27 protein-coding genes and 1 pseudogene are annotated in these 25,381 nt (G+C 71.0%); 12 read left to right on the forward strand and 16 right to left on the reverse strand.

Annotated elements, in window-relative coordinates; genetic code table 11:
• Positions 1–23: 23 nt before the first annotated feature.
• The 3 genes from ABH937_RS12430 to ABH937_RS12440 form a co-directional block, all read right to left on the reverse strand.
• A complete protein-coding gene (locus ABH937_RS12430; protein WP_280689635.1) occupies positions 24–803 on the reverse strand; it encodes a hypothetical protein in 780 nt (259 codons plus the stop codon).
• Positions 796–1,779, reverse strand: coding sequence for a radical SAM protein (locus tag ABH937_RS12435; protein ID WP_280689877.1), 984 nt, complete (start codon positions 1,777–1,779; stop codon positions 796–798). The genes ABH937_RS12430 and ABH937_RS12435 overlap by 8 nt, the downstream gene beginning before the upstream one ends.
• Before the next feature lie 109 nt (positions 1,780–1,888).
• Entirely contained in the window at positions 1,889–2,377 is a 489-nt protein-coding gene (locus ABH937_RS12440) for an ATP-binding protein (protein ID WP_280689634.1), read from the reverse strand.
• Positions 2,378–2,574: 197 nt separating this feature from the next.
• On the opposite strand from ABH937_RS12440, the gene ABH937_RS12445 reads away from it, so the two are divergent.
• A complete protein-coding gene (locus ABH937_RS12445; protein ID WP_280689633.1) occupies positions 2,575–3,993 on the forward strand; it encodes a hypothetical protein in 1,419 nt (472 codons plus the stop codon).
• On the opposite strand, the gene ABH937_RS12450 is transcribed toward ABH937_RS12445, so the two are convergent.
• Both ABH937_RS12450 and ABH937_RS12455 read right to left on the reverse strand, forming a co-directional pair.
• A complete protein-coding gene (locus tag ABH937_RS12450; RefSeq protein ID WP_280689632.1) occupies positions 3,988–5,022 on the reverse strand; it encodes an NAD-dependent epimerase/dehydratase family protein in 1,035 nt (344 codons plus the stop codon). The genes ABH937_RS12445 and ABH937_RS12450 overlap by 6 nt on opposite strands.
• Positions 5,023–5,125: 103 nt before the next feature.
• Positions 5,126–5,314 (reverse strand): annotated as a pseudogene (locus ABH937_RS12455) (threonine/serine dehydratase); the annotation flags it as partial.
• A 100-nt stretch (positions 5,315–5,414) separates the two neighbouring features.
• On the opposite strand from ABH937_RS12455, the gene ABH937_RS12460 reads away from it, so the two are divergent.
• Together ABH937_RS12460 and ABH937_RS12465 are read left to right on the forward strand one after the other, a co-directional pair.
• Positions 5,415–6,317, forward strand: a complete 903-nt coding sequence (locus tag ABH937_RS12460; protein ID WP_370218214.1) for a phosphotransferase family protein — start codon at positions 5,415–5,417, stop codon at positions 6,315–6,317.
• A gap of 183 nt (positions 6,318–6,500) precedes the next feature.
• On the forward strand, positions 6,501–6,791 hold the full coding sequence (locus ABH937_RS12465; RefSeq protein WP_370218215.1) for a hypothetical protein: 291 nt from the start codon (positions 6,501–6,503) through the stop codon (positions 6,789–6,791).
• Positions 6,792–6,849: 58 nt separating this feature from the next.
• Here ABH937_RS12465 and ABH937_RS12470 read toward each other — a convergent pair whose 3' ends face one another.
• Positions 6,850–7,680, reverse strand: coding sequence for a helix-turn-helix transcriptional regulator (locus ABH937_RS12470; RefSeq protein WP_370218216.1), 831 nt, complete (start codon positions 7,678–7,680; stop codon positions 6,850–6,852).
• A gap of 102 nt (positions 7,681–7,782) precedes the next feature.
• On the opposite strand from ABH937_RS12470, the gene ABH937_RS12475 reads away from it, so the two are divergent.
• A complete protein-coding gene (locus tag ABH937_RS12475) occupies positions 7,783–8,490 on the forward strand; it encodes an SDR family NAD(P)-dependent oxidoreductase (protein WP_370218217.1) in 708 nt (235 codons plus the stop codon).
• An 18-nt stretch (positions 8,491–8,508) separates the two neighbouring features.
• Here ABH937_RS12475 and ABH937_RS12480 read toward each other — a convergent pair whose 3' ends face one another.
• Complete coding sequence (locus ABH937_RS12480) at positions 8,509–9,486, reverse strand: ArsR/SmtB family transcription factor (protein WP_370218218.1); 978 nt, start codon at positions 9,484–9,486, stop codon at positions 8,509–8,511.
• Positions 9,487–9,591: 105 nt separating this feature from the next.
• Here ABH937_RS12480 and ABH937_RS12485 point away from each other — a divergent pair, with 105 nt between their 5' ends.
• Positions 9,592–10,797, forward strand: coding sequence for an MFS transporter (locus ABH937_RS12485; RefSeq protein ID WP_370218219.1), 1,206 nt, complete (start codon positions 9,592–9,594; stop codon positions 10,795–10,797).
• A gap of 67 nt (positions 10,798–10,864) precedes the next feature.
• Here the strand turns inward: ABH937_RS12485 and ABH937_RS12490 are convergent, their stop codons facing one another.
• Entirely contained in the window at positions 10,865–11,254 is a 390-nt protein-coding gene (locus tag ABH937_RS12490) for a PIN domain-containing protein (protein ID WP_280689625.1), read from the reverse strand.
• Positions 11,251–11,529 (reverse strand): hypothetical protein, encoded by a 279-nt coding sequence (locus ABH937_RS12495; protein WP_370218220.1) that lies wholly within the window; start codon positions 11,527–11,529, stop codon positions 11,251–11,253. The genes ABH937_RS12490 and ABH937_RS12495 overlap by 4 nt, the downstream gene beginning before the upstream one ends.
• Positions 11,530–11,731: 202 nt before the next feature.
• Here ABH937_RS12495 and ABH937_RS12500 point away from each other — a divergent pair, with 202 nt between their 5' ends.
• Entirely contained in the window at positions 11,732–12,622 is an 891-nt protein-coding gene (locus ABH937_RS12500; protein ID WP_280689623.1) for an aldo/keto reductase, read from the forward strand.
• A gap of 52 nt (positions 12,623–12,674) precedes the next feature.
• On the opposite strand, the gene ABH937_RS12505 is transcribed toward ABH937_RS12500, so the two are convergent.
• On the reverse strand, positions 12,675–13,877 hold the full coding sequence (locus ABH937_RS12505) for an FAD-dependent monooxygenase (protein ID WP_370218222.1): 1,203 nt from the start codon (positions 13,875–13,877) through the stop codon (positions 12,675–12,677).
• Between the two features lie 143 nt (positions 13,878–14,020).
• Between ABH937_RS12505 and ABH937_RS12510 the strand changes: the two genes are divergently transcribed.
• From ABH937_RS12510 to ABH937_RS12530, 5 genes are all read left to right on the forward strand, one after another.
• Positions 14,021–14,644, forward strand: a complete 624-nt coding sequence (locus tag ABH937_RS12510) for a TetR/AcrR family transcriptional regulator (protein WP_280689621.1) — start codon at positions 14,021–14,023, stop codon at positions 14,642–14,644.
• An 81-nt stretch (positions 14,645–14,725) separates the two neighbouring features.
• The gene (locus ABH937_RS12515; RefSeq protein WP_280689620.1) at positions 14,726–15,142 is read left to right on the forward strand and encodes a MerR family transcriptional regulator; all 417 of its coding nucleotides are present in this window, start codon (positions 14,726–14,728) and stop codon (positions 15,140–15,142) included.
• On the forward strand, positions 15,143–15,493 hold the full coding sequence (trxA, locus tag ABH937_RS12520) for a thioredoxin (protein ID WP_280689619.1): 351 nt from the start codon (positions 15,143–15,145) through the stop codon (positions 15,491–15,493).
• A gap of 309 nt (positions 15,494–15,802) precedes the next feature.
• Positions 15,803–17,131, forward strand: a complete 1,329-nt coding sequence (aspS, locus tag ABH937_RS12525) for an aspartate--tRNA(Asn) ligase (RefSeq protein ID WP_370218224.1) — start codon at positions 15,803–15,805, stop codon at positions 17,129–17,131.
• Positions 17,132–17,259: 128 nt separating this feature from the next.
• Complete coding sequence (locus ABH937_RS12530; protein WP_370218225.1) at positions 17,260–18,408, forward strand: ADP-ribosylglycohydrolase family protein; 1,149 nt, start codon at positions 17,260–17,262, stop codon at positions 18,406–18,408.
• A 71-nt stretch (positions 18,409–18,479) separates the two neighbouring features.
• On the opposite strand, the gene ABH937_RS12535 is transcribed toward ABH937_RS12530, so the two are convergent.
• From ABH937_RS12535 to ABH937_RS12545, 3 genes are all read right to left on the reverse strand, one after another.
• On the reverse strand, positions 18,480–18,692 hold the full coding sequence (locus tag ABH937_RS12535) for a DUF397 domain-containing protein (RefSeq protein WP_370218226.1): 213 nt from the start codon (positions 18,690–18,692) through the stop codon (positions 18,480–18,482).
• Positions 18,667–19,545, reverse strand: coding sequence for a helix-turn-helix transcriptional regulator (locus ABH937_RS12540; protein ID WP_280689616.1), 879 nt, complete (start codon positions 19,543–19,545; stop codon positions 18,667–18,669). Before ABH937_RS12540 ends, ABH937_RS12535 begins: the two co-directional genes overlap by 26 nt.
• 359 nt (positions 19,546–19,904) lie before the next feature.
• A complete protein-coding gene (locus ABH937_RS12545; protein WP_280689615.1) occupies positions 19,905–20,648 on the reverse strand; it encodes a GPP34 family phosphoprotein in 744 nt (247 codons plus the stop codon).
• Between the two features lie 302 nt (positions 20,649–20,950).
• On the opposite strand from ABH937_RS12545, the gene ABH937_RS12550 reads away from it, so the two are divergent.
• Positions 20,951–22,681, forward strand: a complete 1,731-nt coding sequence (locus ABH937_RS12550) for a D-alanyl-D-alanine carboxypeptidase family protein (protein ID WP_370218228.1) — start codon at positions 20,951–20,953, stop codon at positions 22,679–22,681.
• Between the two features lie 106 nt (positions 22,682–22,787).
• Here the strand turns inward: ABH937_RS12550 and ABH937_RS12555 are convergent, their stop codons facing one another.
• From ABH937_RS12555 to ABH937_RS12565, 3 genes are all read right to left on the reverse strand, one after another.
• On the reverse strand, positions 22,788–23,558 hold the full coding sequence (locus ABH937_RS12555; protein WP_370145532.1) for a polyprenol monophosphomannose synthase: 771 nt from the start codon (positions 23,556–23,558) through the stop codon (positions 22,788–22,790).
• A 498-nt stretch (positions 23,559–24,056) separates the two neighbouring features.
• The gene (locus ABH937_RS12560) at positions 24,057–24,224 is read right to left on the reverse strand and encodes a hypothetical protein (protein WP_370218229.1); all 168 of its coding nucleotides are present in this window, start codon (positions 24,222–24,224) and stop codon (positions 24,057–24,059) included.
• A 71-nt stretch (positions 24,225–24,295) separates the two neighbouring features.
• On the reverse strand, positions 24,296–25,336 hold the full coding sequence (locus ABH937_RS12565) for a substrate-binding domain-containing protein (protein WP_280689611.1): 1,041 nt from the start codon (positions 25,334–25,336) through the stop codon (positions 24,296–24,298).
• Between the last annotated feature and the right edge of the window lie 45 nt (positions 25,337–25,381).

Raw genomic sequence — 25,381 nt, forward strand, 5'->3', positions numbered from 1 at the left:
CGGGCCGAGGCCCGCCGGTGACGCTACCGGCCGGTGCCGGACGGACTGAGACGGTGATGCAGCACGTTGGGGAAGGAATCCCAGGCGACAGCCCGCACGATGCGGGCGACCGGCAGGACGCCATCCCACCGGATGTGGCGACGGGCAAGGCCGGCCAGCAGCGTGGTGGCGAATGCTTGGACGACCGCCGAACAGGCCAGCTTCTCCCCGGCCAGCGGCGGGTCCATGCCCAGGTACTCGTAGATCGCCTGGACCCGGTGGGGCATCAGAATGCCATCCGAGCCGTCTGGCACAGCGAGCTCGTTCTCCCGGCACGCCTGGCCGATCGTCCAGCCCGTCAGGGCGAGGTCTTCGCCGGTGTCGGTCAGCTGCGCGGTCGCCCGTTCGCGGACCTCCCGCAAAGCCCACGCCTGTGCCAGCGCAGTGATGCCCGGCGCCCCGCCGGTCGCGTGGGCGAGCAACGCGGCCCTGTCGTCCTCGAAGGAGTGCCAGGCCAGCCCTGCCGCATGCCGACGGCCCTGGACGAGCAACCGGTCCAGGAAGTCCGCCACCTGTGGCGCCTCCTCCTCTGATCCGACGGCGACGGCCTGGTACCCGAAGTGAAGCATCGGTGGGACGACGGTCTTGGTAGCGGTGCGGTGCACGGGCAGGAAGACGGCGGCCGCAGCCACCGGCAGGGCCTGCTGCCCGTTGTCGGCCCACTGCACAGCGAAGCCGGTCAACAGCCGCACGGAGTGCCCGAACGGACGCTTGTCGGCGCCGAACGGAGTGTGGGGCCACAGCTGGTTGGTGTAGCTACGCACTGACGGCCTCCGTGTGGCCAGTGGTGCGGATGGAGCGCCCGAGGTACTTCGCGAAGTGGTTCGCCTTGAACCGGTACCGCTTCCAGATCTCGGTGATCGGCTCTTTCAGGACGTTGCCGAGCGGTTCGAACAAGTCCTTCGCGTCGTACACCGGCCAGGCGTTGACCGCCCCGGTCGGCTCGACGCAGATCATGTGGCCCTCGTTATGTGGGGTCCAGGTCGTCATGCGCAGCGCGGGTGTCCAGTCGTGCACCGCCCGCAGCTCCTGGAGGCGGCCGAAGGCCTCGGCCGCCTCCTCTTCGGTGATGAACTCCTTCTCGTCCAGGTCCAGGGCGTTGCCCTTGCGCAGCGGCAGGATCAGCTTCAGCTTCCCCGCCTCCAGCAAGTCAGCGATCTGGTAGGTGAAGGGGAGCGCGGTGAGCGTCGAGCGGTAGACGACGGCTGACAGGGACAGTGGCAGTCCGGCGTCCTTCAGGGCTCGAACCCCGGCCATCACCTGGTCGTAGTCGCCCCGGACCCGGGTGGTCGTAGCCCGTGGCCCCTCCAGGCCGACGTTCATGAACGCGACTTTTCCCGCGATCCGGCGCGCGTGCGCCAGGCCCTTGGTGGCGTTGGTGGGCACCGCGACGATGAATTTCTCATCGGCGAACATGTCCACCACGTCCCCGAAGTCCTCGCGCAGCAGCGGCTCCCCGCCCGACAGGAACACCCGCCCGACACCCTTGAGGTGGTCGCGCATCCTCTCCAGCTGCCCCAGCGTCGGGTCCGGGAGCTGCAGGGTCTCGGAGCAGAACGAGCAGTCGAAGTTGCACCGCTTGGTGACCTGGAGGATCACCGACAGCGGGCCGGTCGAGTCGGCGACGAGCTGATCCAGGTCGGCGGTCGGGTCGAGCGTGAAGTGGTGGCCGGCGGCGAAGCTGACCCCGCCACCCAGGTCGACGGCCGAACGGCGTGACATCTGCGGAGTTCCGAGCATGGTGGTCACGTACTCAGTCCTTTCGGTTGGCCGGCTGGCGTGCATCCAAGGCGCTACGCCCGACCGGTGGGAAGTGAGCCTCAGGCGGAGGCAGTGCAGGTACAGCCGGTCAATCAGCCTTCGAGCATCGGCTTTCTGCCCTCGCGGACGCCTCGCGGGTGTGTCGACTCATGGGCAGGTGAGCCCACACGACTTTGCCGAACGGGACCGGGTGCCAGCCCCATCCGCTGGTCAGCTCCCGGACGAGTACCAGGCCAAGACCTGACTCGGCCTCGCCAGGCTCCGCCTCCCGCGTGACGGGCCCGGCGGGGTTCTGATCGGCGACCGCCAACAAGCAGTTGCCCTGGCCCGAGTCGAGCAGCAGCGCCCGTACGCGCCCGGGAGCATGCCGCACGACGTTCGCGAGAAGTTCGGCCGCGACCGTCCCGAGCGCGTCCCGCTCGCTTTCCAACGCTGCGGGCCACCACCGCTCGGCCAGGCTGACCAGCCACTGGCGGATGCGGCGCACCTCCAACTCGTCTGCCAGCGCGTCGTAGTACCGTTCATGCTTCTTTGGTCCGCGCCATCCCTGGCCCCTGCGGTGGTCAATGGTGCTCACGATGCTCCTTACTCCCGGGCGCCACTCGGAAAGCGACGCCGAAGCCGCATTCCATGGCAACTGCGGGACTTGCGGAGCTCACAGAGTGCCGCTGACCTGCGGACACAACCACTGCATTGCCGGGGACTCTTGAGACACGTTCTGGTGAAGGCTGGGACAGATCGGGGTCACTTCACGGTCACTTCGAAGCGGGAAGTGTGCACCCCGAGCTTCTGGTGGTAAGCACGTATGCGGCGGACAAAGAAAAGGTGGTGACACCCTTGGCAGACCAGCCTGAGCCCGGGACACTCCTCGGCTCGTTACTCGCGCAAGGTGGTGTGAGTTACCGCGAGTTCAGCGACGAATACCGTCGTATCGGGAAGCAATTGTTCGATGAACGTCGAGACAGCGCCTTCAGGGGCGCGACAGTCGCGACGAAGACGTGGAAGCGCTGGCGCTCGGGAGTCACCGGGCTGCCGCGCCATCCCGCGCCCAGAATCCTCGAACGCATGTACCCGACCTACAGCGTCCAGGCGCTGTTTGGGCCGCCGGACGCAATCGCGGTCAATCCAACTTCCATGTCAACGCTCGACGATAGCGATCTGATGATGACAGCACGTAAGGCAGCCGTTCACGCGGGCAACGCTGCAGCAAGCAACCTTCCAGACATGACCATCAGTCAGCTTGAGGATGATGCAATCGAGTTCGTTCGGGCCTATGTCTCCAAGCCCCCATTCACCGTCTATGGACAAGGCAACGAACTGCTGGCCGTAGCACAGGCGATGCTCGATCGGACGCAGATCGTGTCGCAACGTAGTCGGCTCTACCTCGTGGCCGGGGAGGTGACGGCCATCCTGTCCGCCGCAGCGTTCGACCTCGGCTCGCTGACGGCCGCCACCTCATTCGCCCGATCAGCCGCAATGTACGGACAAGTGATCGAGCACGGCCCGCTCCAGGCCTACGCGCACGGCACCCTCGCCCTGCTTGCCTACTGGGACCGCCGGCCGTCCGATGCGGTTCGGCTCATCGTGACCGCGAAGACGTTCACTGGCCTGGGTGACACCGGTCAGCGGCGGCTCGGTGCGATCGAGGCCCGGGCCTACGGGCACCTCGGCGATGCTGCTAATGCCCGTCGTGCTGCTCTCGACGCACTTGAGTTCGACTCCGGCAGTCGGGATGAACTCCATGACGACGTGGGAGGCGAGTTCAGCTTCTCGCGCCGTCGCACGCTGATGAGCAACGGCACCACCCACCTCCTCCTCGGTGACGGCCCCAGCGCTGAAGAGGCCACGGGGCAGGCGATCGCCCTGATGGCCAGCCGGCCAGGCGGCAAGCCCGCTCTGCTCCCACAGGAGCACACCGACCTTGCCCAAGCCCAGACCGACCTCGCCCGGGCCCGTATCCTCGCCGGTGAGTTCGACGGCGCTGCCGAGGCCATCGCCCCGGTCTTCGATCTCCCCAGGGAGTGGCGGGTGGCCGGTGTCACGGACCGACTGCGAGGCCTTCGCCAGGACCTCACCCGCGTTGCCGTCCCCGGCCCGCCGACCGCAAAGGCCGAGCTGGCAGAGCACATCGATGACTACGTTGCGGTCGGCGCGCACTCCCAGCTCGGTAGCACCCTCGCCTTAGGGTCATGAGGGAGATCGCCCGGCCGTGCTGGCCAGCACCGACGCCTCCTTCTCCTCGCTGATCCCGTGCACGTGACGTCGTGGGTGATCCACCAGCTCGCCACCGGCGTCCAGCCATGCCCAGGTGTCCGCGATGGTCTGCGCGATGGACCGGAAGCGCATGCCCGCCCCTACTGCCCGGGTCGAATCAACGCTCCACACCCCCTGGTGGGTACGCCACAGTGGGAGCTCGGTCCACTCCGTGACCCCGTGCTCGATCAGCAGCCGGTCGTCCACCCACACCGGCTGCCCTGCTCCTTCGGTGACGCGCAGGCACTCCGCTACGAACCCTCCGAAGGTGATCCCCTGAGGGTGGGTGACGTTGAAGATGTCGCCCTCGGCGACGTCGGCGCGGTCGAGCGCGAACGTGGCCACGTCTCGGACGTCGACCGGCTGGACTTTCCGGTCAGGTGGTGCCGGAGCCAGGATGTTTCCGCCTCGTGCCGCTCTGCTCAGCCACCAGGGGAGTCGACCCACGTACTCACCCGGGCCCAGAATCACTCCAGGCCGGAGGAGGGTGACGGCATCGGCGCCGAAGACGCTGGTCACCGCCCGCTCACCGCCGGCTTTCTGAAAGCCGTAGATGGTTGGCGATCCGTCAGGGCCGGTGTACCCGAAGGTCTCGTCCGCGTCAGGCGGGCAGTCCAGCACCGGGCTGTCCTCGGTCAGCTTCCGATGCGGCCAGCCCTGGTAGACCGACACCGTGGAGATGTGCACCCAGTGCCGGACCTGGTCACGGAGCTCGGTGGTGCTGAGGAGGACACCGCGCGGCGACAACTCCGTGCTGGACGTGTCGATCACAGCGTCCCAGGGGCCGTGGGACGCCAGCCTGCGGAGGTCCTCAGGCGCTAGCCGGTCACCGGCGATGTGCTGCGCCTGCGCGGCGGGAAGTCCGGAGCGGCCCCGGCTGAACGTCGACACCTCCCAGCCTCGCGCGAGGGCGCCGTCGACAACGGCCTTCCCGAGGAACCACGTGCCGCCGAGAACGAGAATCCGCATGCTGCCGATCCTGCCGTCCCGCTGTAGGAGCGCGCCAGTCTCGAAGCTTCATGCCGATGCCCGTGGGGCGATCCTGTGCTGGGCGGTCCGACTGCCGGGCTCGGGGGCGTAGGCGGGCAGCCAGGGCGGTCTCGCTCGTGCGGTGCGCGCCGAGGGAGTCGGCCGCTACCGAGTCCACGTCCACGTCCACGACTTCGGCCGCTTCGAGTGCGGCACCGAGGGCGCGGCAGTTCACCGGTTCGACAGCGACGACCTTCACGCCATGGTGCTCGGCGGCGATGGCCGTTCCGGCTCCCGCATGGAACTCGCGCGTGCCGCCCTCCGGATGATGAGGTGGCACGGTGACCAACCACGATGAGACGGCGGCTGTCCTACCGTTGACGCTGGCCTGGGTGGGCCGGCACCTGGAGGTCGGTGAACGGGTCGTCAGAGCCGAGGTGCTGCACGGCGGCATCACGGCCGACATGCGGAGGCTGACCATCGGCACGCGGGACGGAGGCACCCGCTACCTGGTGCTGCGGACCTTCGTCAACGTGGAGTATGCCGAGGACTGGCTGGACAGGGAGGCCGGCGCCCTGGCCCTGCTCGCGGGGACCGGTGTGCCGGCTCCTGGGCTGGTCGCGGTTGATCCGACCGCCGCGCATTGCGAGTATCCGTCGCTCCTGATGACGCATCTGGCGGGCCGGACGGTCCTCGACGATGTGGGAGTGGAGGCGCGCGTTCCTCTGCTGGCCCGTCAACTCGTGGCGATCCACGCGTTGCGACCCGCTGAGCGGCCCCGGGAGTACGTGGCGTTGACGACCGCCGACACCGTCGTGACTCCGAAGGGCGCCGACGCGGCGGCCTGGGCGGCGGCGATCGACGTGATCCGCAGGCCCGCGCCGCCCTATGAAGGGCGGTTCCTGCACCGGGACTTCCAACCCGGCAACGTGCTGTTCGACGTGCCGCCCTCGGGGCCGGCAGATGCCAGGATCACCGGCGTCGTCGACTGGGCAGCGACCTCCTGGGGCCCGGCGGACCTCGATGTGGCGCACTGCTCCACCAATCTCGCGCTGCTGCACGGCCCGGCGTGGGGTCTGCGGTTTGCTGAGGCGTATGAGGAGGCCGGCGGGGTGCTGGCCGCGGCCGCGAGCGAGCGGCTGTACTGGCAGGTGCGGGACGGGCTGGCGTGCTCGGAAGAAGTGCGGTTGGTGGCGCAGCCGTGGCGGGCGGCAGGGAGGACAGAGCTGACGACGCGAGCGGTGGAGGAGCGGCTGGATGCCTATGTCACCGCCCTGCTGGACGCGCTGGGCTGAGCCAAGATGGCCCGGGGCGCAGGATCGGTGACGAACTCACGGACGAGTAAACCCGTTCGAGAGGAATTCGAGACCGTGGCACCATGGGCCGCGTGACGACGAACCGAAAGGTCCATGCCGCGTAGACGGCCAGAGCGCATCCGGGCCGGTCTCCCCCTGCGCCGGGCACGGGGGTCAAGGCCGGTGATCGACGGTGTCTCCTCGCGGGCGCTCTGTGAGATCGCCCGCCTCGAGCGCACCCGGAGTTACCTGCTACCGGGGGATGTCACCGCCGCCGTACGCCTGTGGAGGGACTACGCCCGCCGCCCTGAGCGTCAGTTGTGGCACGACGACGAGTGGGGCAACGTGCACTGGTACTGCTGCGGCGATCCGCTGGAAGCCCGCGCCCTCCTCGACACGGTGATGAACGCACTGTCACCCCGAAGCGCCCGCGAACTCCGAACGATCGTCAACAGGTCTGACACTGCAAGGTGAGCTCCTGTCTCCGGCTCCCCAGGCCAGTTGACGATTGACGAACCCAACGGTCACGCCGCTACCCGACGAACGTCTGCGTGCCCAGCACCGCGAGCAGCGCCAGTCGCTGCGCGTCCTCGGTGTCGGGCTCGGCCGTGTAGATCATGATGCGCAGGTCGCTGCCGGCGACGCTGAGCACGTCGCAGTCCAGCGTCAGCGGGCCCACCTGCGGGTGGTCGATGGTCTTGCGCGACGCCTCGTGCCGGCTCACGGCTCCGGAGTCCCAGAGTTCGGCGAACCGGGGGCTGTTGGCGCGCAGTTCGGCGATCAGGCGGCGCAGGCGCTGGTCCGCCGGGTAGCGGTTGGCCGTCGCGCGCAGCTGGGCGACCTGGGCGGCTTCGAGGGCGCGCCGGGACTGCGGGGTGTGGCGCACGCGGGTGCCGGAGCCGAGGAAGTTGCGCCACACCGCGTTGCGCTCGTTGCCGTGGAACCGGCCCATCAGCGCCGTGTACAGCGGGTTGGCCAGCAGCAGCGTCCAGGTCGCGTCGCTGACCGCGACGGGTGTGCCGGTCAGGCGGTCCAGCAGCCGCTGAACGCTCGGTGTGATGTAGGCGGGCACCGTGCCCTGGCCCGGTGGCACCAGGCCGGCGACGTGGAACAGGTGCTCACGCTCGGGCGCGGAGACGCGCAGGGCCCGGCCGAGGGCTTCGACGACCTGCTCCGAGGGGTTGGCGGCCCGGCCCTGTTCGAGGCGGGTGACGTAGTCGACCGAGATCCCGGCCAGCAGGGCGAGTTCTTCGCGGCGCAGGCCGGCCGCGCGGCGATGGCCGCCGACGGGCAGGCCGGCCGCCTCCGGGGAGATCCGGTCGCGCCAGCGTCGCACCGTGTGCCCGAACTCCGTGGTCGCCATGACACCCACTGTGCACCGCGCCGCCCGGATCGTCCTGGTACTGGCAGTCCCAGGAAGCCGGGACGTCTGGCTGACCGCGCGGCCGCGCCGCATCGTGGAGGCATGACAGCGACACTGATCACCGGAGCGAACAAGGGTCTCGGGTTCGAGACCGCCCGCCGACTCGTCGCCGCGGGCCACACCGTCTACCTCGGGAGCCGGGACGCCGAACGCGGGCGCCGGGCCGCCGAGCAACTGGGCGCGCGGGCCGTCCAGCTCGACGTCACCGACGACGCGTCCGTGCGGGCCGCCGTCCAGGCCATCGAGGCCGGCGGCGGGCTGGACATCCTGGTCAACAACGCCGGCATCGAGGAGCGGGGCGACGGCAACGCGGTGATCGGCGCCGCGGACGTGACCGCCGACCTGATGCGGACGACCTTCGAGACGAACGTGTTCGGCCTGGTGCGCGTCACCCACGCGTTCCTCCCGCTGCTCGGGCGTTCGGCCGCACCGGTCGTGGTCAACGTGAGCAGCGGACTGGCCTCGCTGACCGTGGCCAGCACCCCGGGCACACCGGGTTACGCCTACCCGGGGGTGGCCTATCCGGCGTCGAAGGCCGCGGTCAACATGATCACGGTGCAGTACGCGAAGGCGTTCCCGGCCATGCGGATCAACGCGGTCGAGCCGGGTTTCACCAAGACCGACCTGAACGGGAACACCGGCATCCAGACCGTCGAGCAGGGCGCCGAGATCATCGTGCGGATGGCACAGGTGGGCCCGGACGGCCCCACGGGCGGCTACTTCTACGCCGAGGGCACCCTGCCCTGGTAACGCGAAGCCCTGGGGGTGTCAGTCGGCTCGCTCGCCGACCAGCAGCTCGCCCAACTCCGTGCGCCGGTACACCACCCGCCGCCCGACCCGGGTGCCGGCCACCAGGTCCGCCTCGCGCAGGACGGCCAGGTGGCCGCCGATGGTGCCGACCGACTGGCTGAGCTGGGCGGCGAGTTCACTGGTGGTGGCCGGGACGGCCAGTTCGTGCAGGACGGCCGCCCGCCCCGGGCCCAGCAGGCGGGCCAGCGCCCGGGGCGGGCGGACGGCCGACAAGGTGGCGAAGCCGCGGGCGGGATAGACCTGGGCGTACTGCCCGGACGGCCCCTCGCAGAGCCAGGTGCCGCTGGAGACGCTCACCGGGACGAAGAGCATGCCCTCGTCGCCCACCACACGGTCGGGGAACGACTGATTGCTGAAGCGGATCGCGTCGGCGCCGACCCAGGTGCTGCGGCGGCTCATCTGCCGCAGCGCGCCCGGCCAGCCGTAGGCGGCCAGCAGGCCGGCCCGGTAGGTGACGTCGCGCTCCAGCACCGCCCGCCGGCGTGGCCAGTCGGGCTCGACATGGCCGACCCAGACGGCGCGGAGCAGCTCGGCCGTCCGCACGGCCCAGCCGGTGCCGGCGAGCCAACTCAGGTCGTGGCGCTGCCAGCTGTGCGCGACCGACTGCTCCAGCTGGGCCCGCACCCGCTGGTCGGAGAAGGCGGCGACCCGGGCCAGCTCGGGGCCCAACGTGGTGCGCATGCCGTCCAGGGGCGGCAGGACGACATGCTCGGGCAACCACTTGGTGGAGCTGAGCAGCCGCACCAGGCCCCGGGCGAACGGGTCGGTGGCGATCGCGGCGGTGAACACCGGGTGGTGGCGGGCGTGCCAGGCGGCGAACGACGGGTCCGGCTGCGGCTTGCCCAGTTCGATCAGCGTCCCCAGCGTCTCGGCGAGCGGCGAGAGTGCGAACCGGGAGCGGGACAGGGCCAGCGGGCTCAACCGCAGCAGCGTCATCCTTCGTCCCCGTCTCCTTCGTCGCCGGTCTGTTCCGTCCCCCGTCGCTTTCGCCTCCTGCCGAAACGATAGTCCGGGCCGGCCGGCCGGCGAACACTCGGGCGGATGAGCCCGTCACCCCTGCGCACCCCTGCCTTCCGCTGGTTCTTCACCGGCCAGTCGGTCTCGCTGCTCGGCAGCTCGATGGCGCCGGTCGCCCTGGCGTTCGCGGTGCTGGACGCCTCCGGGCGCAGCGGGGACCTCGGCCTGGTGCTGGCCGCCCGCATGGTGCCGATGCTGGCGTTCCTGCTGGTGGGCGGGGCCACCGCCGACCGGTTTCCGCGCCGGACGGTACTGGTGACGGCCAATCTGGGTTCGGCCCTCACCCAGGGCGCGGTCGCCGCACTGCTGCTCACCGGCCACTACGCGCTGCTCCCGGTGGCGGCGCTGGAACTGCTCAACGGGGTGCTGGCCGCGTTCACCACGCCGGCGTTGCGTGGTGTGGTGCCGCAGTTGGTCGGGACGGCCCAGCTCCAGCGGGCGAACGCGCTGCTCGGGTCGACCCGCAACGCCACCAAGATCCTCGGGCCGAGCGTCTCGGGTCTGCTGGTGGTGGGGGTGGGCGGCGGTCCGGCGATCGCTCTCGACGCGCTGAGCTATCTGCTGGCGGCGGGCTGCCTGGCGAGGTTGGCGGCGGCCGAGGCCGATCCGCTGCCCCGAAGCGCCTCGCTGCTCAGCGACATCCGCCAGGGCTGGACGGAGTTCCGCCGGATCCGCTGGGTCTGGCTGGGCAGCTGGGCCTTCTTCGTCATCAACCTGGTGCAGACCGGCACTTGGCAGATCCTGGGCCCGCTGCTCACCCAGCAGCGCAGCTCCGCGGCGACCTGGGGCTTCGTGCTGAGCGCGCGCGGCCTCGGGCTGCTGCTGACCAGCGTGCTGATGTACCGGGTGACGGTTCGTCATCTGTTGCGGCTTGGCCAATTGGCCTGCGCGCTAGGTACGTTGCCGCTGCTCGCGCTCGGGGCCGGGCTGGACGCGCCGTGGTTGATCGCCGCCGCCTTCACCGGCGGGCTGGGCTCGTCCGTCACCGGCATCGCCTGGGACACCTCGCTGCAGGAGCACGTGCCCGTGGCCGTGCTCTCCCGGGTCTCCTCCTGCGGCGACCTGCTCAGCTACCTCGCGATCCCGATCGGCCAGCTCTCCGTCGGCCCGCTGGCCCACGCCTTCGGCGGCGCCCGGGTGACCACCGTCGCCGGCCTGGTGGCCGGTTTCGCGGCGGTGGCCCCGCTGGCGGACGCTTCGGTGCGCCGACTGCGTCATGCGGAGGGCTAGGGAGTGGAGGGCTAGGGAGTGGAGGGCTGGAAAGTCAGGCGCCGACAGGATCGCCCAGCCCTGTGCCCTACGGGCGGGCGACTCTGATCCTCGTGTGGCCAGAGGCGTCGACCAGCTTGCCGAGGTCCCCGAGGTCGTCGGTGAGGATCGGCGCGTCGAGGTACTCGATCGCGGTGAGGACGACACTGGCATCCACCGCGTCATTGCTCCCGGCGCGGTGGCAGAGTTCGGCGGCCGCCTTGGCCCGCGACTCGGTGAGCGGCAGCACCTCGCAGCCGCGCAGTACTCGATGCAGCACCGCCGAGGAGGGGCGGGCGTTCCACGCCTGGGCCAGCACGCCGGCCGGCACCAGGGGCCGCACCCGCGCGGCGAGCAGGGTCTCGTGCTGCGCCACGAAGGTGCGGCGGTTCCTTTCGGCGGCGATCAGTGCCCCGGTGTCATAGACGATGGCGCTCACGCGCTCTGCCGTCCGGGACTGGCGGACCAGCCCATGAGCTCGTCCACTCGTTCCGAGGCCGCGCGGCGTTCGTCCGCAGTGAAGGCGCCGTGCTCGTGCTGGTACTCCTCCATGGCGACAAGGCCGTCGAGACGACGCTGCTCGGTGGTGAAATAGTCGATCAAAGCATGCGTGACAACCGTGGAGATCTGCTCCTGGCGCTGCGCGGCGACCTCTCGCAGTCTGGCCCCGAGCTCTTCGTCGAGGCTGATGCTCAGCTTGGCCTTATCGCTCATATTCCAACTGTAATACAGAGCTCTCCGGATGTCAGCCCGACCGCCCCGACCGCGTTGGGCACTGGCTACGGCGCCGGGAATGGTCCGGCGAAAACCCGTTCGACGGGAACTCCGCGAGCCCCTCGCTCGTTATCAATTCGGGTAATCCGCCCGATAGTTAACACCTTGGGATATTTCGCGAAGCTGTGATTTACTCCCCGGCATGACTCCCCAGACGATCACCGCGTCCTCGGCCGGCACCTGGCAGCTCGGCGACCTGACGGTCAATCGGCTCGGCTTCGGCGCCATGCGCCTCACCGGCAGCGGCCCCTTCGACCTCGGCACGCCCAGTGAGCGCGAGCGGGCGCTCGGGGTGCTGCGGCGGGCGGTGGAGCTCGGGGTGAACCACATCGACACCGCGGCCTTCTACTTCTCCTCGCTCCGCTCCGCCAACGAGCTGATCAACACCGCTCTCGCGCCCTACCCGGAGGACCTGGTGATCACCACCAAGGTCGGGCCGGGCCGCGACAGCGGCGGCGAGTGGTGGTGGGCCGAGCCGGCGCAGTTGCGTGGGCAGGTGGAGGAGAACCTGCGCCAGCTCGGCCGGGACCACCTCGATGTGGTGAACCTGCGGAACAATCGCCCAGCGGTGGAACCGTTCGTCGAGCGGTTCGGCGCGCTGGCCGAGCTGCGCGAGGCGGGGCTGATCCGGCACCTGGGCGTCTCCAACGCCAGCGCCGAGCAGCTCGCCGCCGCCCAGGCCGTCGCGCCGGTGGTCTGCGTGCAGAACCGATTCGGCATCGGTGCCACGGCCGAACAGCGCGAGGTGCTGCGGATCTGCGGGGAGCAGGGCGTGGCGTTCGTGCCGTTCTTCGCGATCGCGGGGGAGGGGCGCGAGGGCGGCGCCGGTGGGGCGGAGGACCAGGCGGTGCTCGACATCGCGGCGGCGCACGGGGCTTCGGCCGCCCAGGTGCGGCTGGCCTGGACCCTGCAGCAGGGGCCGCACGTGCTGGCGATCCCGGGCACCGGCAATCCGGACCACCTGGTCGAGAACCTGGCGGCCGGTGCCCTGCGGCTGACCGGCGAGGAGCTGGCCCGGCTCGACGCGATCTGACCGACGCGATCCGACGGGGGCGCCGCGCCGGACCGGCGCGGTCGCACGGCCGTCAACTCGCCACCAGGGCAACGGGCTCCGGGTAGTCGGGGACCGGCACGGAGTTGGCCGCGCCCGCGGTCAGCCGGTTGAAGGCGCCGGCCAGCAACCGCGAGGAGAGCAGCTTGTAGAAGCGGTTGCGCCGGCGGATCTTCCGCTCGGTCGGCGGGGCGAGGAAGGGCCCGGCGCCCTTGGCCTGCTTCTGGCCGAGCTCGGCGCCCGGGCGCAGCCGCTCCTCGTAGCGGGCGAAGGCGAGGCGGTGGTCGCCGGGCGCGGCGGCCAGCTCGCCGGCCAGGACGTACGCGCCGATCATCGCCAGGCCGGTGCCCGAGCCGCCGGGCCCGGCGCACCAGGCGGCGTCGCCGAGCAGCACCACCCTGCCCCGGGACCAGCTGTCCAGGTGGATCTGGCTGAGCGAGTCGAAGTAGAGGTCCTCGGCGTCGTGCATCAGCTCGACTAGCGCGTCCGTCCGCCAGCCCGCCCCGGCGAAGGCGTCGGCGACGATCCGCTTCTGCTCCGCCTGGTCGTGCCGGGCGTAGGGCGACTCCGGTGCGGCGAAGACGAATCCGACACCCGCCCGGGAGCTGTCGCGGGAGCTGCTGACCAGTGCGCCCCGGCCGGGGACGTTGTAGATCACGCCGCTGTGGTCCAGCCCGAGGTGGTTGGGGGCGGTGAAGCCGGCGAAGCAGTAGCCCATGTCCTGGCGGAAGCGGGACTCGTCGCCGAAGGCGAGCCGCCGCACGGCCGAGTGCATGCCGTCGGCGCCGACCACCAGGTCGAAGGTGCGGGGGGCGCCGTGCCGGAAGGTGACGTCCACTCCGTCGGTGGTCTCGGCCAGCGAGGTGATGCTGTCGCCGAAGACGTACTCGGTGGTGTCCCGGGTCAGGTCGTAGAGGATCCGGGCGAGATCCCCGCGCTCGATCTCGACCTCGCCGCTGAAGAACGCCGACGGCAGGTTGACCAGCGGCTCCCCGTCGCCGTCGATGACCACTTGGGCGCCCATCGCGGTCTGCTGGGCCTGGACGGCCGCCAGGATGTCCATCCGCCGCAGGACCTCCACCTGGGCGCCGCGGAAGTCGACGGCGCCGCCGCTGTCCCGCAGCCCGGGCGCCTGCTCCACGACGGTCGGCACGAAGCCGAAGCGCCGGAGCCAGTGGGCCAGGGACGGGCCGGCGATGCCGGCGCCGGAGATCAGCACGGTGGTGTCGGTGGTCATGGGTGCCCCCTCATGTCGCCCTTGCGGGCTCTTGCCTCGCGGCCTGTGGCTCCACCGTAGGGCGCTCTTATCCGCTTGGTCAATCCATGTGGATAAACCGATCGGTTGAACCGCTTGGATGACGGCTGCGCTAGGATCCGGACATGGGAAACCGCGAGGATCTGCTGACGGGCGCCGTGCAGTGCCTGAAGGACAAGGGGTGGTCGCGCACCACCGTCCGCGACATCGCCGCCGCCGCCGGGGTGAACCATGCGGCGATCGGCTACCACTTCGGCTCCCGGGACGCGCTGCTGACCGCCGCCTTCGTGCAGGCTATGGACGAGTGGGGCGAGCGGATCGGCGAGGCCGTCGCCGCGTCACTGGACCCGCAGGCCACCCGGCAGCAGCAGTACGAGGCCCTGTGGCGGGAGATGATCAAGTCGTTCACCGCCGACCGGTCGCTCTGGCTCGCCTCGCTGGAGGCGGTCGTCCTGGTCGAACAGAACCCGAAGCTGGGCGAACTGCTGACCGCGGCCCATCGGGAGGGGCGCCGCGGGATGGCCGCGCTGCTCTCGGGAGTGCCGGAGGACGAGGTGGACGAGGCCACCGAGCGCAGCCTCGGCGGTGTCCAGACGGCCCTGCTCAGCGGGGTGATGACCCAGTGGCTCCTCGATCCGGAGCATGCCCCGACCGAACACGATGTGATCGCCGGCCTGCGCGCCCTCGGCACCCGCGTCGAGCCCGAGGCCCCGCACGATGCCGGCTCCGGTGGCAGCGAGGTGGTCTGAGCCGGGTGGCGTCCGCTGCTGGCGTTGACGTCAGGGTCAAGGTCTACGGTCGAGGGGATCGAGCGGGCAGGAGGCCATGGGATGCGGATCGGGGAACTGGCGGAGCGGGCGGGAACCACCACGCGCACCCTGCGGTACTACGAGTCACGCGGGCTGCTGACCGCTCGACGCACCGGGAACGGGTACCGGGCGTACGGCGAGGAGGATCTGCGGCTGGTCCGGCAGATCCGGCTGCTCCAGGACTTCGGCTTCGAGCTGGAGGACACCCGCCCGTTCGTGGAGTGCCTGCAAGCGGGGCACCAGGCGGGGGATGCCTGCCCGGCCTCACTGGAGGTGTACCGGCGCAAGCTGGCCGAGCTGGACGACTGCCTGGCCCGGCTCGGCGCGGTGCGCGCCCAGGTGGCGGGGCAACTGGCCCGCGCCGAGCTGGAGGTGGCGAGCGCGGATGCCGAGCCCCGGTGCGAACTGTCGACGAAGCCGACCGGAGAGGGCGAGTAGATGACCGACACGACGACCGAGCAGACGACCGAGCTGGTGAAGGAGGTGACGGACGCGAGCTTCGCCGCCGAGGTGCTCGCGGCCGAGCTGCCGGTGCTGGTGGACTTCACCGCCGACTGGTGCCCGCCGTGCCGGATGATCGCACCGGTGCTGGCGGCGGTGGCGGCCGAGGAGGCGCAGCGGCTCAAGGTGGTCTCGCTGGACGTGGACACCAACCCCGAGATGCAGGCCGCCTACGGCGTGCTCTCGATGCCCACCCTGATGGTCTTCAAGGGCGGCGAGCCGGTGAAGGTGATGGTGGGTGCCCGGGCCAAGGCCAAGCTGCTGCGCGAGCTGGCGGACGTGATCTGAGACACCGTCAGCTCATCGGTGGGCGGGCCGGAAGTGACTTGCGGAGCCACGGTGGGACTGCCTATTGTCCTGACTCAGCGCGTTGATGGAGACGAGTAACCGCGGGATTCCGCGAGCCGAGAGAGCCGCCGGCAGCTGTGAAGGCGGTCTCGTGCCCCACGGTGAAGACACTCCGGAGCGCTGAGCAGTGCAAGAGGCCACTGCCCGGCGAGACCAGCGGCCGGGTGGCGGTGAAAGTGCGGTGGTACCGCGAGTCACCCTTCTCGCCCGCACTTCCAAGGGATCAGCCGAGGTCCCCGGAGGACTGCGATGATCCACCCCATCGAGCGCACCATGGTCGCCGACCTGCGCGAACGCACCGAGCAGCCTGACCGGACGGTCACCGTCGCGGGCTGGGTGCACACCCTGCGCCTGCAGAGCACGATGCAGTTCGTGCTGGTCCGCGACCAGAGCGGCATCGTCCAGGTGACGCACCGCAAGGCGGACGACGAGCTGACCGCCGTCCTGGACGGCCTCACCACCGAATCCGCCGTCCGGATCACCGGCCGGGTGGTGGCCAACCCGGTGGTCAAGCTGGGCGGCCTGGAACTGATCCCCGAGTCGGTCGAGGTGCTGAACCGAGCCACGGCCCCGCTGCCGATCGACGAGCACTCGGGGCCCGAACCCCGGCTGGACTGGCGGTTCCTGGACATCCGGCGCCGTCCGGCGGCCCAGCTGCTGTTCGCCGTGCAGACCACCTTCGAGGCGGGGCTGCGCGAGTACGCGTACGGCGCGGGCTGCACCGAGCTGCACACCCCGAAGCTGATGGGCACGGCCTCCGAGTCCGGTGCCGAGGTCTTCGAGCTGGGCTACTTCGGGGGCAAGGCCTACCTGGCCCAGTCGCCGCAGTTCTACAAGCAGATGGCGATCGCGAGCGGCATCGACCGGGTCTTCGAGATCGGCCCGGTCTTCCGCGCCGAACCCTCGTTCACCTCCCGGCACGCCACCGAGTTCACCGGCGTCGACGTCGAACTCGCCTGGACCACCGACGTCGAGGAGGTGCAGCGGTTCGAGGAGGAGATGATCGCGCACGCCCTCGGCCGGGTCGCCGAGCGCCACGGCGCCGCGATCCGCGAGGAGTTCGGCGTCGAGGTGACGGTGCCGAGCCTGCCGTTCCCGCGGATCACCATGGCCGAGGCGCACCGGATCCTGCGCGAGGAACTCGGCTGGGACCCGGAGGGCGCCAAGGTCGACCTCGACCCGGAGGGCGAGCGGGCGCTGGCGGGCCATGTGCGGGAGCAGACGGGGCACGAGTTCGTCTTCGTCACCCACTACCCGGCCGAGATCCGGCCGTTCTACCACGCCCGGCCGGCCGGACGGCCCGACCTGACGCTCAGCTTCGACCTGCTCTGGAAGGGCCTGGAGGTCACCACCGGGGCCCAGCGCGAGCACCGCTACGAGGTGCTGGTCGAGCAGGCGGCGGAGAAGGGCATGCGGACCGAGCCGCTGACGGACTACCTGAACTGCTTCCGCTACGGCTGCCCGCCGCACGGCGGCTTCGGGATGGGCCTGGGCCGGATGCTGATGGTGCTGCTCGGGCTGGGCTCGCTGCGCGACGCGGTGTTCCTCTTCCGGGGGCCGAACCGGCTGACGCCGTGAGCGTTACGCCGCGAACCTGATGCCGTGGGCCCTGAGGCCCGGGTCGCAGCGGTGAGTTGTGACCCGGGCGTCGCCAGCCGTCACCGAGACGAATTACAGTGCGGTGTCGCCGGGGGGAGGCCTCCCGGGTGAGCCCAGTCGTCCAGTGGAAGGCCGTCATCCCCGTGATACCCCTGTGGTCGCGCGCCCAGCAGCAGGACTATCGCAGCCGGGTGCGCGGCTGTCTGCTCGGCGGGGCGATCGGTGACGCGCTCGGCGCCGGCATCGAGTTCGACGCGCTCGACAAGATCCGGTCCGACCACGGTCCGGACGGGGTGACCGGGTTCGTCACGGCGTACGGCAGGCGCGGCGCCGTCACCGATGACACCCAGATGTCCCTCTTCACGGTGGACGGACTCATCCGGGCCCATGTCCGCCAGGGCAGCGGTGCCGGCTGGCACCCGCCCACCGACGTGCACCACGCCTACCTGCGCTGGGCGGCCACCCAGCACGACTGGGGACCGGACGAGCGCCGCCGCGACCTCGGCTGGCTCGGGCGCGAGGAGTGGCTGTACGCGCGCCGGGCGCCGGGCTCGGCCTGCCTGTCCGGGCTCTCCGGACCGGACGCCGAGCGGCTCGGCACCGTGGCGGCGCCGAAGAACCCGCACTCCAAGGGGTGCGGCACGGTGATGCGGGCGGCGCCGTTCGGGCTGCTGCTCGGCTGGGAGCCCGGCCTGGTCTTCCAACTCGCCGTCGAGTGTTCGGTGCTGACGCATGGCCATCCGACCGGCTACCTCTCCGCCGGGGCGCTGGCGGTGATCGTGCACGCCGTGCTGCGCGGCGGGGCGGTGGAGGAGGGGGTCGAGCTGGCGCTCGCGCTGCTCGCCGAGCGGCCCAGCCACGAGGAGACCGCGGCGGCGCTGCGCGGGGCGCTGGCGGCGGTGCGGGCCGGCGAGCCGTCGGCGGAGCGGGTGGCTTCGCTGGGGGAGGGCTGGGTGGCCGAGGAGGCACTGGCGATCGGGGTGTACTGCGCGCTGGTCGCCGAGGACGTGCGGACCGGGCTGCTGCTCGCGGTCAACCACTCGGGGGACAGCGACTCGACCGGGACGGTCTGCGGCAACCTGCTGGGTGCGGTGCACGGGGAGACCGCGTTGCCGGCCGAGTGGGTGGCCGAGCTGGAAGGGCGGGGGACCGTGCTGCAACTCGCCGACGACCTGGTGCTGGAGTTGAGCCACGGGGCTGAGCTGCACGGCCCGGGTGCCGGGCCGGCCTGGCGCGAGCGCTACCCGGTGGGGTGAGCGCTCCCGTCAGGCGGGCTGAGCCGGCGTCAGGCCTCAGGCCCCACAGGTAAGGCCGCAGATCTCAGAGCTCAGACCGCGCCGAACGCGCCGTGCCCCGCGGCCCCCGCGAACGCGTGCCAGGACTCGGGCGAGAAGTGCAGCCGAGGCCCGGACGGGTCCTTGGAGTCCCGGACCGCAACGGTGGCCGGCGCGGGTACCGCGACCTCCACGCAGGCGCCGTTCCCGCCACTGTGGCTGCTCTTGCGCCAGGTCGGGTCAACGGTCAGGGTCTTGGAGCTCATTCTCGTAAACCTCCGCATAGGTGGTGATCAGTGACCTCGACTCGGCGACTCCGAAGGCCGCCGCCCGCAGGTGGTCGTAAAGACCGGTATAGCGGCGGACGTCAGCCTCCTTCTCGAGGTAGAGGTCGCTCGTCACCCCTTCGAAGTAGACAACTGTGGAATCGGCAGACTCCGGGAACTCCATCAGGGAGAATGTCCCGGTCATGCCGGGGTGGGCCCCACGCGTGAACGGGATGACCTGGATGTTCACGTTCGCCTGCTCGCTCGTCTCCAGCAGCCGGCGCAGCTGCTGACCCATCACGGCGGGCCCGCCGACCTCCCGGGCCAGCACCGCCTCGTCTATCACGGACCAGAAGCTGGACAGCTGGTCCGCACCGGTCAGCCGGTCCTGCCGCTTGAGCCGCACCTCGACCCGGCGGCGGATCGCGTCGGTGGCGGTGTCCGGCTGGGTGCCGTGCACCACGGCCTCGGCGTACTCCCGGGTCTGCAGCAGGCCGGGCACGAAGGAGGACTCGTAGGCGCGGATCGAGTAGGCCGCCGCCTCCAGTCCGATGTAGACGCTGTAGGGGATGTCGCCGAAGTCGTTCCACCAGCCGCGCTGCTTGGACTCCCGGGCCATCTCCAGCAGGCTGTTGCGCATCTTCGGGTCGGTGACCTCGTAGAGCTCGCAGAGGTCGCGCACGTCGCGCGGGCTGATGCTGCGTCGGCCGTTCTCCAGCCGGCTGATCTTCGACTGGGAGACCATCAGGACGTCGGCCACCTGTTCGGCGGTCATGCCTCGCTGCTCCCGCAGGTGGCGCAGTTGCGCGCCCAACCTTCTGCGGCGGACGGTGGGGTTGCTGCTGGCGGACACGGGGACCTCCGGCGGGACCTCTATGGTGCTTGTGGCGGTTGGGCAGCGAGGCGGGGCAGGCAGCGGCCCGTCGCCGTTCGACGGCTGGGACAGTGGGACCAACCCCCTCTTTCTCAGCAGCATGTCACCTCCGATCCGCTCCTCGCCGGGATATGGCTCGACGACCGTCGGACTGGGCGAAAGCCGCACGCCGGGACGATTTCAGTGGTAATGCGATCTGTATGCGGAGTGCGGGTCCCGCAGCCGCCGAGACAAGCCGACCGAGACAGCCGACCGGACCGGCTCCGGGGACGACACAGGGGCGGTCGCTTCCGGCAGGTGCCGGGAGCGACCGCCCCGTAGGCCGTGGGGCCGTCAGTTCATCGCACGCCGACCCGGGTGGGTGCGGCGGGCTCGGTGCGGCTTCGTGGGACCTGGTCCCCGCCCGTGCGGGCGGCCGGGGCGACCCGGCCTGTCGAGCCGGTCCGGCCCGTCTGGGCCGGCAGGCCGTTCTGCACGTCCATCACGGCGTGCGCGACCATGCCGCCGAGCGGGTCGTAGCGGATCAGGTCGCGCAGTCGCGACCGTGAGGATCTGCCCTCGTTGCCCGGGTAGAGGTGCTTGCCCAGGCCGACGGCGTGCGCCAGTGCGGCCAGCGCGGCCGTCCGAGGATCCGGTGGGACGCCGGTGCGGATGGCTGTGTCGAGCCGCTGCTTGATCGCAGCGTTCGTACAGTCGTCCGACGCCTGATAACGCGTCGTCGGCAGCACCCCGCACACCTGGCCCGGGACGGCGGCGACCATGCCGCACCGTTCCAGATGCGCCAGATAGGTCTGCCGCAGCCCCAGCCGGGGCCCGCCGATCCAGTGCACGGCACGCACCGGGCTGCCGCGACGGCGCAGCAGCTCCAGGGCGTGGTCCAGGGTCGGATCACCGGTCGGCCGTGGCAGCACCACGGCGATCCGGTCACCGTCCGGGACGATCCGTCCGGCCAGGGACAGCTCGACGAGCTGTGCCCCGGCGAGTCCGAGGTCGAGGGTCTGCGGCTGCGCCGTGGTGCCCGTGGTCGGGTCCAAAGCGAGCAGCAGGAGTTCCTCGGGAATTGTTCTACGGCTCTTGCCCATCCAAGCCTCCCCGCGTGGATGAATGACAGCGTGACGCCTCTCACACGGACTTGTCGAGTACGCCTCCGAATCGTGACCTTGGGCCGGGAACTCTTTCGAGGCGTCTCGCCGGCGGGGGAACCGGGGGCCGAGAGGGTGACGTCTGTGCCGGGGACGAGCCGGTTGCGCGGAATAACCGCCGGTCGGACGGGGTGTGGCGGGGTGCGAACGAGCCGTGGTGGCGGAGACTGTACAGGTCGGACCCGCGGCGGTGGAACCCCCGCGACGCATCACAGTGACTGCGAAAGAGGAGGTCGGGACAGGTGGGCGACGCCCCGGAGAAGGTGCAGGACGGGGAGCGGGAGCAGCCCGAGGCCGACGCGGCGCCGCCGGAGGGGGAGGGGACGGTGGTCAAGGGCGGGCCGACCGTCCAGCTGCGCGTCCGGGATGCGGACATGCAGACCACCTTCCTGCGGCTGCCCGAGCCCGAGGCGGCCGAACCGGCCGACGCTGCCGAGGAGACGCCGCAGGCAGCCGACCCGCGTCTCGCGATGCGGACGGAGCCGGCGGCGCCGGTGGACGAGGCGGTGGACGAGGCGGCGTCAGCTGATGTGTCGTCAGCTGAACGGAGCGTCGAGCCCGAGCCTGAGCCCGAGCCGCAGCCCGAGTCCGCCCCCGCCCCCCTGGTGCTCACCCCCGCGGCGCCCGCCCCCGCACCGTTGCCGCCTGCCCCCGCGCCGCTGCCCCCCGTCCCGCTGCTGCCCCCGGCGCCGCCCGAGCAGGACGAGGAGGCGCCGGCCGGTCCCGCCGCCCCCAGCACCCAGCCCGGCGCCAAGGTGCGTCGTGTGCTCAGGCGGGCCGCCGTGAGCGCGCTGCTGCTCGGCGTGCTGGCCGGCGGCGTCGGGGTGGCCCAGCTGCTGCGCCCGCTGCCCGCGCCCCAGGTGAAGCTGACCGCCGCCACCTCCTACACCTTCGGCGGCGACCCGCTGGCGCTGCCCTGGCCGGCCAAGGGCCAGGCGGCCGCCGAGGTGGTGGGCCTGGGCAGCCTCGGCAGCTCGGGTCCCAAGGACACCGCGGTCCCGATCGCCAGCGTGACCAAGGTGATGAACGCCTACCTGATCCTGCGCGACCACCCGCTGGCCAAGGGCCAGTCCGGCCCGATGATCACCGTGGACCAGGCCGCCGCCCAGGAGTCCAGCAACGTCGACCAGTCCACCGCCAAGGTGACCGAGGGCCAGCAGATCAGCGAGTACGAGGCGCTGGAGATGCTGATGCTGCCCAGTGCCAACAACATCGCCCGGCTGTTGGCCCGCTGGGACGCCGGCTCGGAGGACGCGTTCGTCAAGAAGATGAACGACCAGGCGGCCAAGTTCGGTATGACCCACACCAGTTACGTGGACGCGGCCGGCTACGACGCCAACACCAAGAGCACCGCGCGGGACCAGCTGAAGCTGGCCGAGGTGGTGGTGCAGAGCGACATCTTCCAGCAGATCGTCGCCGAGCCGAGCGCCACCATCGCCGGCACCAAGATCATCAACACCAACTACCTGCTCAACAAGAACGGCGTGATCGGCACCAAGACCGGCTCCAGCTCGCCGGCCGGCAGCTGCCTGATGTGGGCGGCGACCAAGGACGTCGGCGGCACCCGGCAGCTGCTGCTCGGGGTGACCCTGGGCCAGCCGCAGACCGCCACCGACGACATCGTGCGGGCCGCGCAGACCGTCAGCTCGAAGATCATCACCGCTGGCCAGTCGGCGCTGACCGGCGAGACCCTGGCCAAGCAGGGCGAGGTGGTCGGCTACCTGGACGACGGGCTGGGTGGGCGGCTCCCGGTGGTGGCGACCAAGGACATCACGGTGCCCGGCTTCACCGGCACCTCCACCACTCTCAAGCTGACCGGGACGCCCGGCGGCATCGGTCATACCGCCCCGGCCGGCACCGTGGTCGGCACGTTGACCGCCGGCGACGGCCCGGGCCGGCTCCAGGTGCCGGTCGCGCTCCAGCGCGACCTGGCCCCGCCGTCGATCGCCGCCCGGCTCGCCCGGCTGCACTGACCGATCCGCCGCCCCGGCCGGGCGCACCGGCCGACCGGGCGGGAGACGCGCGAAGGCCCGTACGTCGAGACGTACGGGCCTTCGCGCGCTGTCCACCGCTGCTCGACTACTTCCTGCCGCCCTTGCCGGTGAGCTTGGCCACCCGGGCCTGGAGGCCCCAGACGGTGACCCGCCAGAGCGCCTCGAAGACGATGTTGCGGCTCATCTTGGACGCGCCGTGCTCGCGCTCGACGAAGGTGATCGGCACCTCGGCGACCTTGAAGCCGCTGGAGACCGAGCGGAACGCCAGGTCGACCTGGAAGCAGTAGCCGGCCGAGGCGACCTGGTCCATGCCCAGCCCCAGCAGCGTCTCCTTGCGGAAGGCGCGGTAGCCGCCGGTGACGTCGCGGATCGGCACCCCGAGCATCAGCCGCGAGTAGGTCGAGCCGCCGCGCGAGAGGAACAGCCGCGACTTGGGCCAGTTGACCACCTTGCCGCCCGGCACCCAGCGCGAGCCCAGCACCAGGTCGGCGCCGCGCAGTGCGGTCAGCAGGCGGTAGAGCTCCTCGGGCTGGTGCGAGCCGTCGGCGTCCATCTCGACCAGGACGTCGTAGCCGTTGTCGATGCCCCAGTGGAAGCCGGCCAGGTAGGCGGCGCCGAGGCCTTCCTTGCCCTTGCGGTGCATGACCTGGACGTTGCCGTCCTGCTCGGCGATCTTGTCGGCGATCCCGCCGGTGCCGTCGGGGCTGTTGTCATCGGCGACCAGGACGTGCACCTCGGGCACGGCGGTCCGGACCCGCGAGACGATCCGTTCGACGTTCTCGGCCTCGTTGTAGGTCGGAATGATGACCAGCACCTTGCCGAGGTCGGCGAAGGAGTGCTCCTGGGGCGCAGTCACGTACGAGCCTTTCGGGTTGCGCCGCATCCACCGTGGATTGCGGCGATCACGTAGGTGTGAGAACCGCCCCAAGGGCCCGGGGCCGGTCCGCCGGGAATGTCTGGCACGGGGTCCCTCACCAGTGCCGATGGTAGCGACCTCGCGACGAAGGTCATGACCATCGGCCCGGGCCCGACCGGAGCGCGCGGGCGGGCGCCGCAAGGCGCGCACGGCCGCCCGGGCCCGACTGAGGACCCGCTGTGGAGTGACTGGGAAACCCGTCACGGGCCCGCCCGAAGCCCTGGCGGCGGCGGCCGAAGACCTGCTCAAGCCGCGTCGGGAGCGGTGAACACCGCGTCAGCACGGCAGGGCGGAGACCGACGAGCCGGCGCTTGCGGGGACGTACGGCGGGCGGGGATGCCGGCGGCCCATCGGCACACCACCCTCTCGTAACCTCCCGTAATCCTCCTTGACGGAGCGCTGATGTTCGCCCGATGTACGGGGCGGAGAGGCGCGCCCCTACTCGTGAGCGCCCTGCCCCTGCGCACCCCCGACCTGCGCGCTCTGCTCCTGTGCGCCCTGGTCCTCCGCGAGCGACTCCCGCAGGCCGCTCAGCAGCAGGACGAAGTTCTCCAGGTCGCCGGGCTGGCACCACTCGGGCGGGGTCGTCGCGCTGGTCTCGTTCACCCGGACGAGGCTAGCCAGCGGCGATCAACAATCGATAAGCGTTGGCCGGGAAGGCCGGAACCGACGTGCCGTCAGGAGCACTTGACGCCGCCGGACTGCCAGTTGCCGGCGTCCACCATGGCGGCCGGGGCGAGCGATTCGGCCGGGAAGTCCTTGCCGCCGCGCAGCCGGTCGACCATGGTCTGCACCGCGAGCGCGCCGACCTCGGTGCCGTTCAGGAAGAGCGCGGCCCGCATCCCGGACGGCTGCCCGCTGCCCCAGTCCTGGCAGGCCAGGTAGGCGCCCAGGCCGACGCCGATCACGTCGTCCGCGCGGACCCCGGCCCGCTGCAGCGCGTTGATGCCGCCCTGGACGTTCTCGTCGTTGCAGCCCCAGACCACCCAGTGCTTGACGCCGCGGTTGGCGGCGATGGTGGCGGCCGCCTGGGTCTGCGCGCCCGCGACGGTGTTGTCGGTCGCCACGTCCAGCACCCGCAGCCGTCCGGCGGCGGCGAAGAAGGCCTCGTCGGCGGCGTTGACCCGGTCGCCGCAGACCGAGACGTCCGGCTGCCAGGCGGAGATGATCCGGGTGTCGGCCGCGGTCCAACCGGCCTTCTGGTACTCCTGGGCCGCCCGCTGCCCCACCGCGGTCCCCAACTGCTCGCCGCTGAAGCCGACCCGCGGCACCAGGTCCTGGTGCGCGCAGGCCGCCGGATCGGTGGCCACGCCGCACAGCTGGTCGTCCGAGGCGAGCAGGGCGACCCTGCCGTCCTTGGCGGCCTGCACCACCTGCGGACCCACCGAGGGGTCCGGCGCCACCACGATCACCCCCTGGCTCCTGGCGGCTATCGCGGCCTGCAACTCGGTGACCGTCCGGCTCGCGTCGGTGCCGAGGTCCACCATCTTGAGGTCGACCCCCAGTTGTGCGGCCCTGGCCCGGGCGCCGGCCGCCTCGTCCTTGAAGTACTGCTGGTCGCCCTGCTTCTGCAGGTAGGTGAGCGAGATCTGCCCGGTCGCCTTGGGGATGCCCGTGCTGCTGGAGCAGCCGGTCAGGCAACTGGTCAGGGCGAGCGTGATCGACAGGGCGAGGGTCAGGGTGAGCGTGCCGGTGCGGGGGAGGCGGGCGGTGGGCATGGTGGCTCCGAGCGATAGACAATCCATCAAAAGCACACAGACTCA

Origin of the sequence: Kitasatospora sp. GAS1066B (assembly GCF_041262605.1) — a bacterium.
Taxonomy (GTDB): domain Bacteria; phylum Actinomycetota; class Actinomycetes; order Streptomycetales; family Streptomycetaceae; genus Kitasatospora.

Bases quoted from the DNA above. Each gene is read 5' to 3' on its own strand.
- ABH937_RS12480 (WP_370218218.1), bottom strand. From the start codon at position 9,486: ATGACGCTGCTGCGGTTGAGCCCGCTGGCCCTGTCCCGCTCCCGGTTC.
- ABH937_RS12505 (WP_370218222.1), bottom strand. From the start codon at position 13,877: ATGACCACCGACACCACCGTGCTGATCTCCGGCGCCGGCATCGCCGGC.
- ABH937_RS12450 (WP_280689632.1), bottom strand. From the start codon at position 5,022: ATGCGGATTCTCGTTCTCGGCGGCACGTGGTTCCTCGGGAAGGCCGTT.
- ABH937_RS12500 (WP_280689623.1), top strand. From the start codon at position 11,732: ATGACTCCCCAGACGATCACCGCGTCCTCGGCCGGCACCTGGCAGCTC.
- ABH937_RS12435 (WP_280689877.1), bottom strand. From the start codon at position 1,779: ATGCTCGGAACTCCGCAGATGTCACGCCGTTCGGCCGTCGACCTGGGT.
- ABH937_RS12535 (WP_370218226.1), bottom strand. From the start codon at position 18,692: ATGAGCTCCAAGACCCTGACCGTTGACCCGACCTGGCGCAAGAGCAGC.
- ABH937_RS12495 (WP_370218220.1), bottom strand. From the start codon at position 11,529: ATGAGCGATAAGGCCAAGCTGAGCATCAGCCTCGACGAAGAGCTCGGG.
- ABH937_RS12515 (WP_280689620.1), top strand. From the start codon at position 14,726: ATGCGGATCGGGGAACTGGCGGAGCGGGCGGGAACCACCACGCGCACC.
- ABH937_RS12510 (WP_280689621.1), top strand. From the start codon at position 14,021: ATGGGAAACCGCGAGGATCTGCTGACGGGCGCCGTGCAGTGCCTGAAG.
- aspS (WP_370218224.1), top strand. From the start codon at position 15,803: ATGATCCACCCCATCGAGCGCACCATGGTCGCCGACCTGCGCGAACGC.
- trxA (WP_280689619.1), top strand. From the start codon at position 15,143: ATGACCGACACGACGACCGAGCAGACGACCGAGCTGGTGAAGGAGGTG.
- ABH937_RS12470 (WP_370218216.1), bottom strand. From the start codon at position 7,680: ATGGCGACCACGGAGTTCGGGCACACGGTGCGACGCTGGCGCGACCGG.
- ABH937_RS12545 (WP_280689615.1), bottom strand. From the start codon at position 20,648: ATGGGCAAGAGCCGTAGAACAATTCCCGAGGAACTCCTGCTGCTCGCT.
- ABH937_RS12485 (WP_370218219.1), top strand. From the start codon at position 9,592: ATGAGCCCGTCACCCCTGCGCACCCCTGCCTTCCGCTGGTTCTTCACC.
- ABH937_RS12475 (WP_370218217.1), top strand. From the start codon at position 7,783: ATGACAGCGACACTGATCACCGGAGCGAACAAGGGTCTCGGGTTCGAG.
- ABH937_RS12565 (WP_280689611.1), bottom strand. From the start codon at position 25,336: ATGCCCACCGCCCGCCTCCCCCGCACCGGCACGCTCACCCTGACCCTC.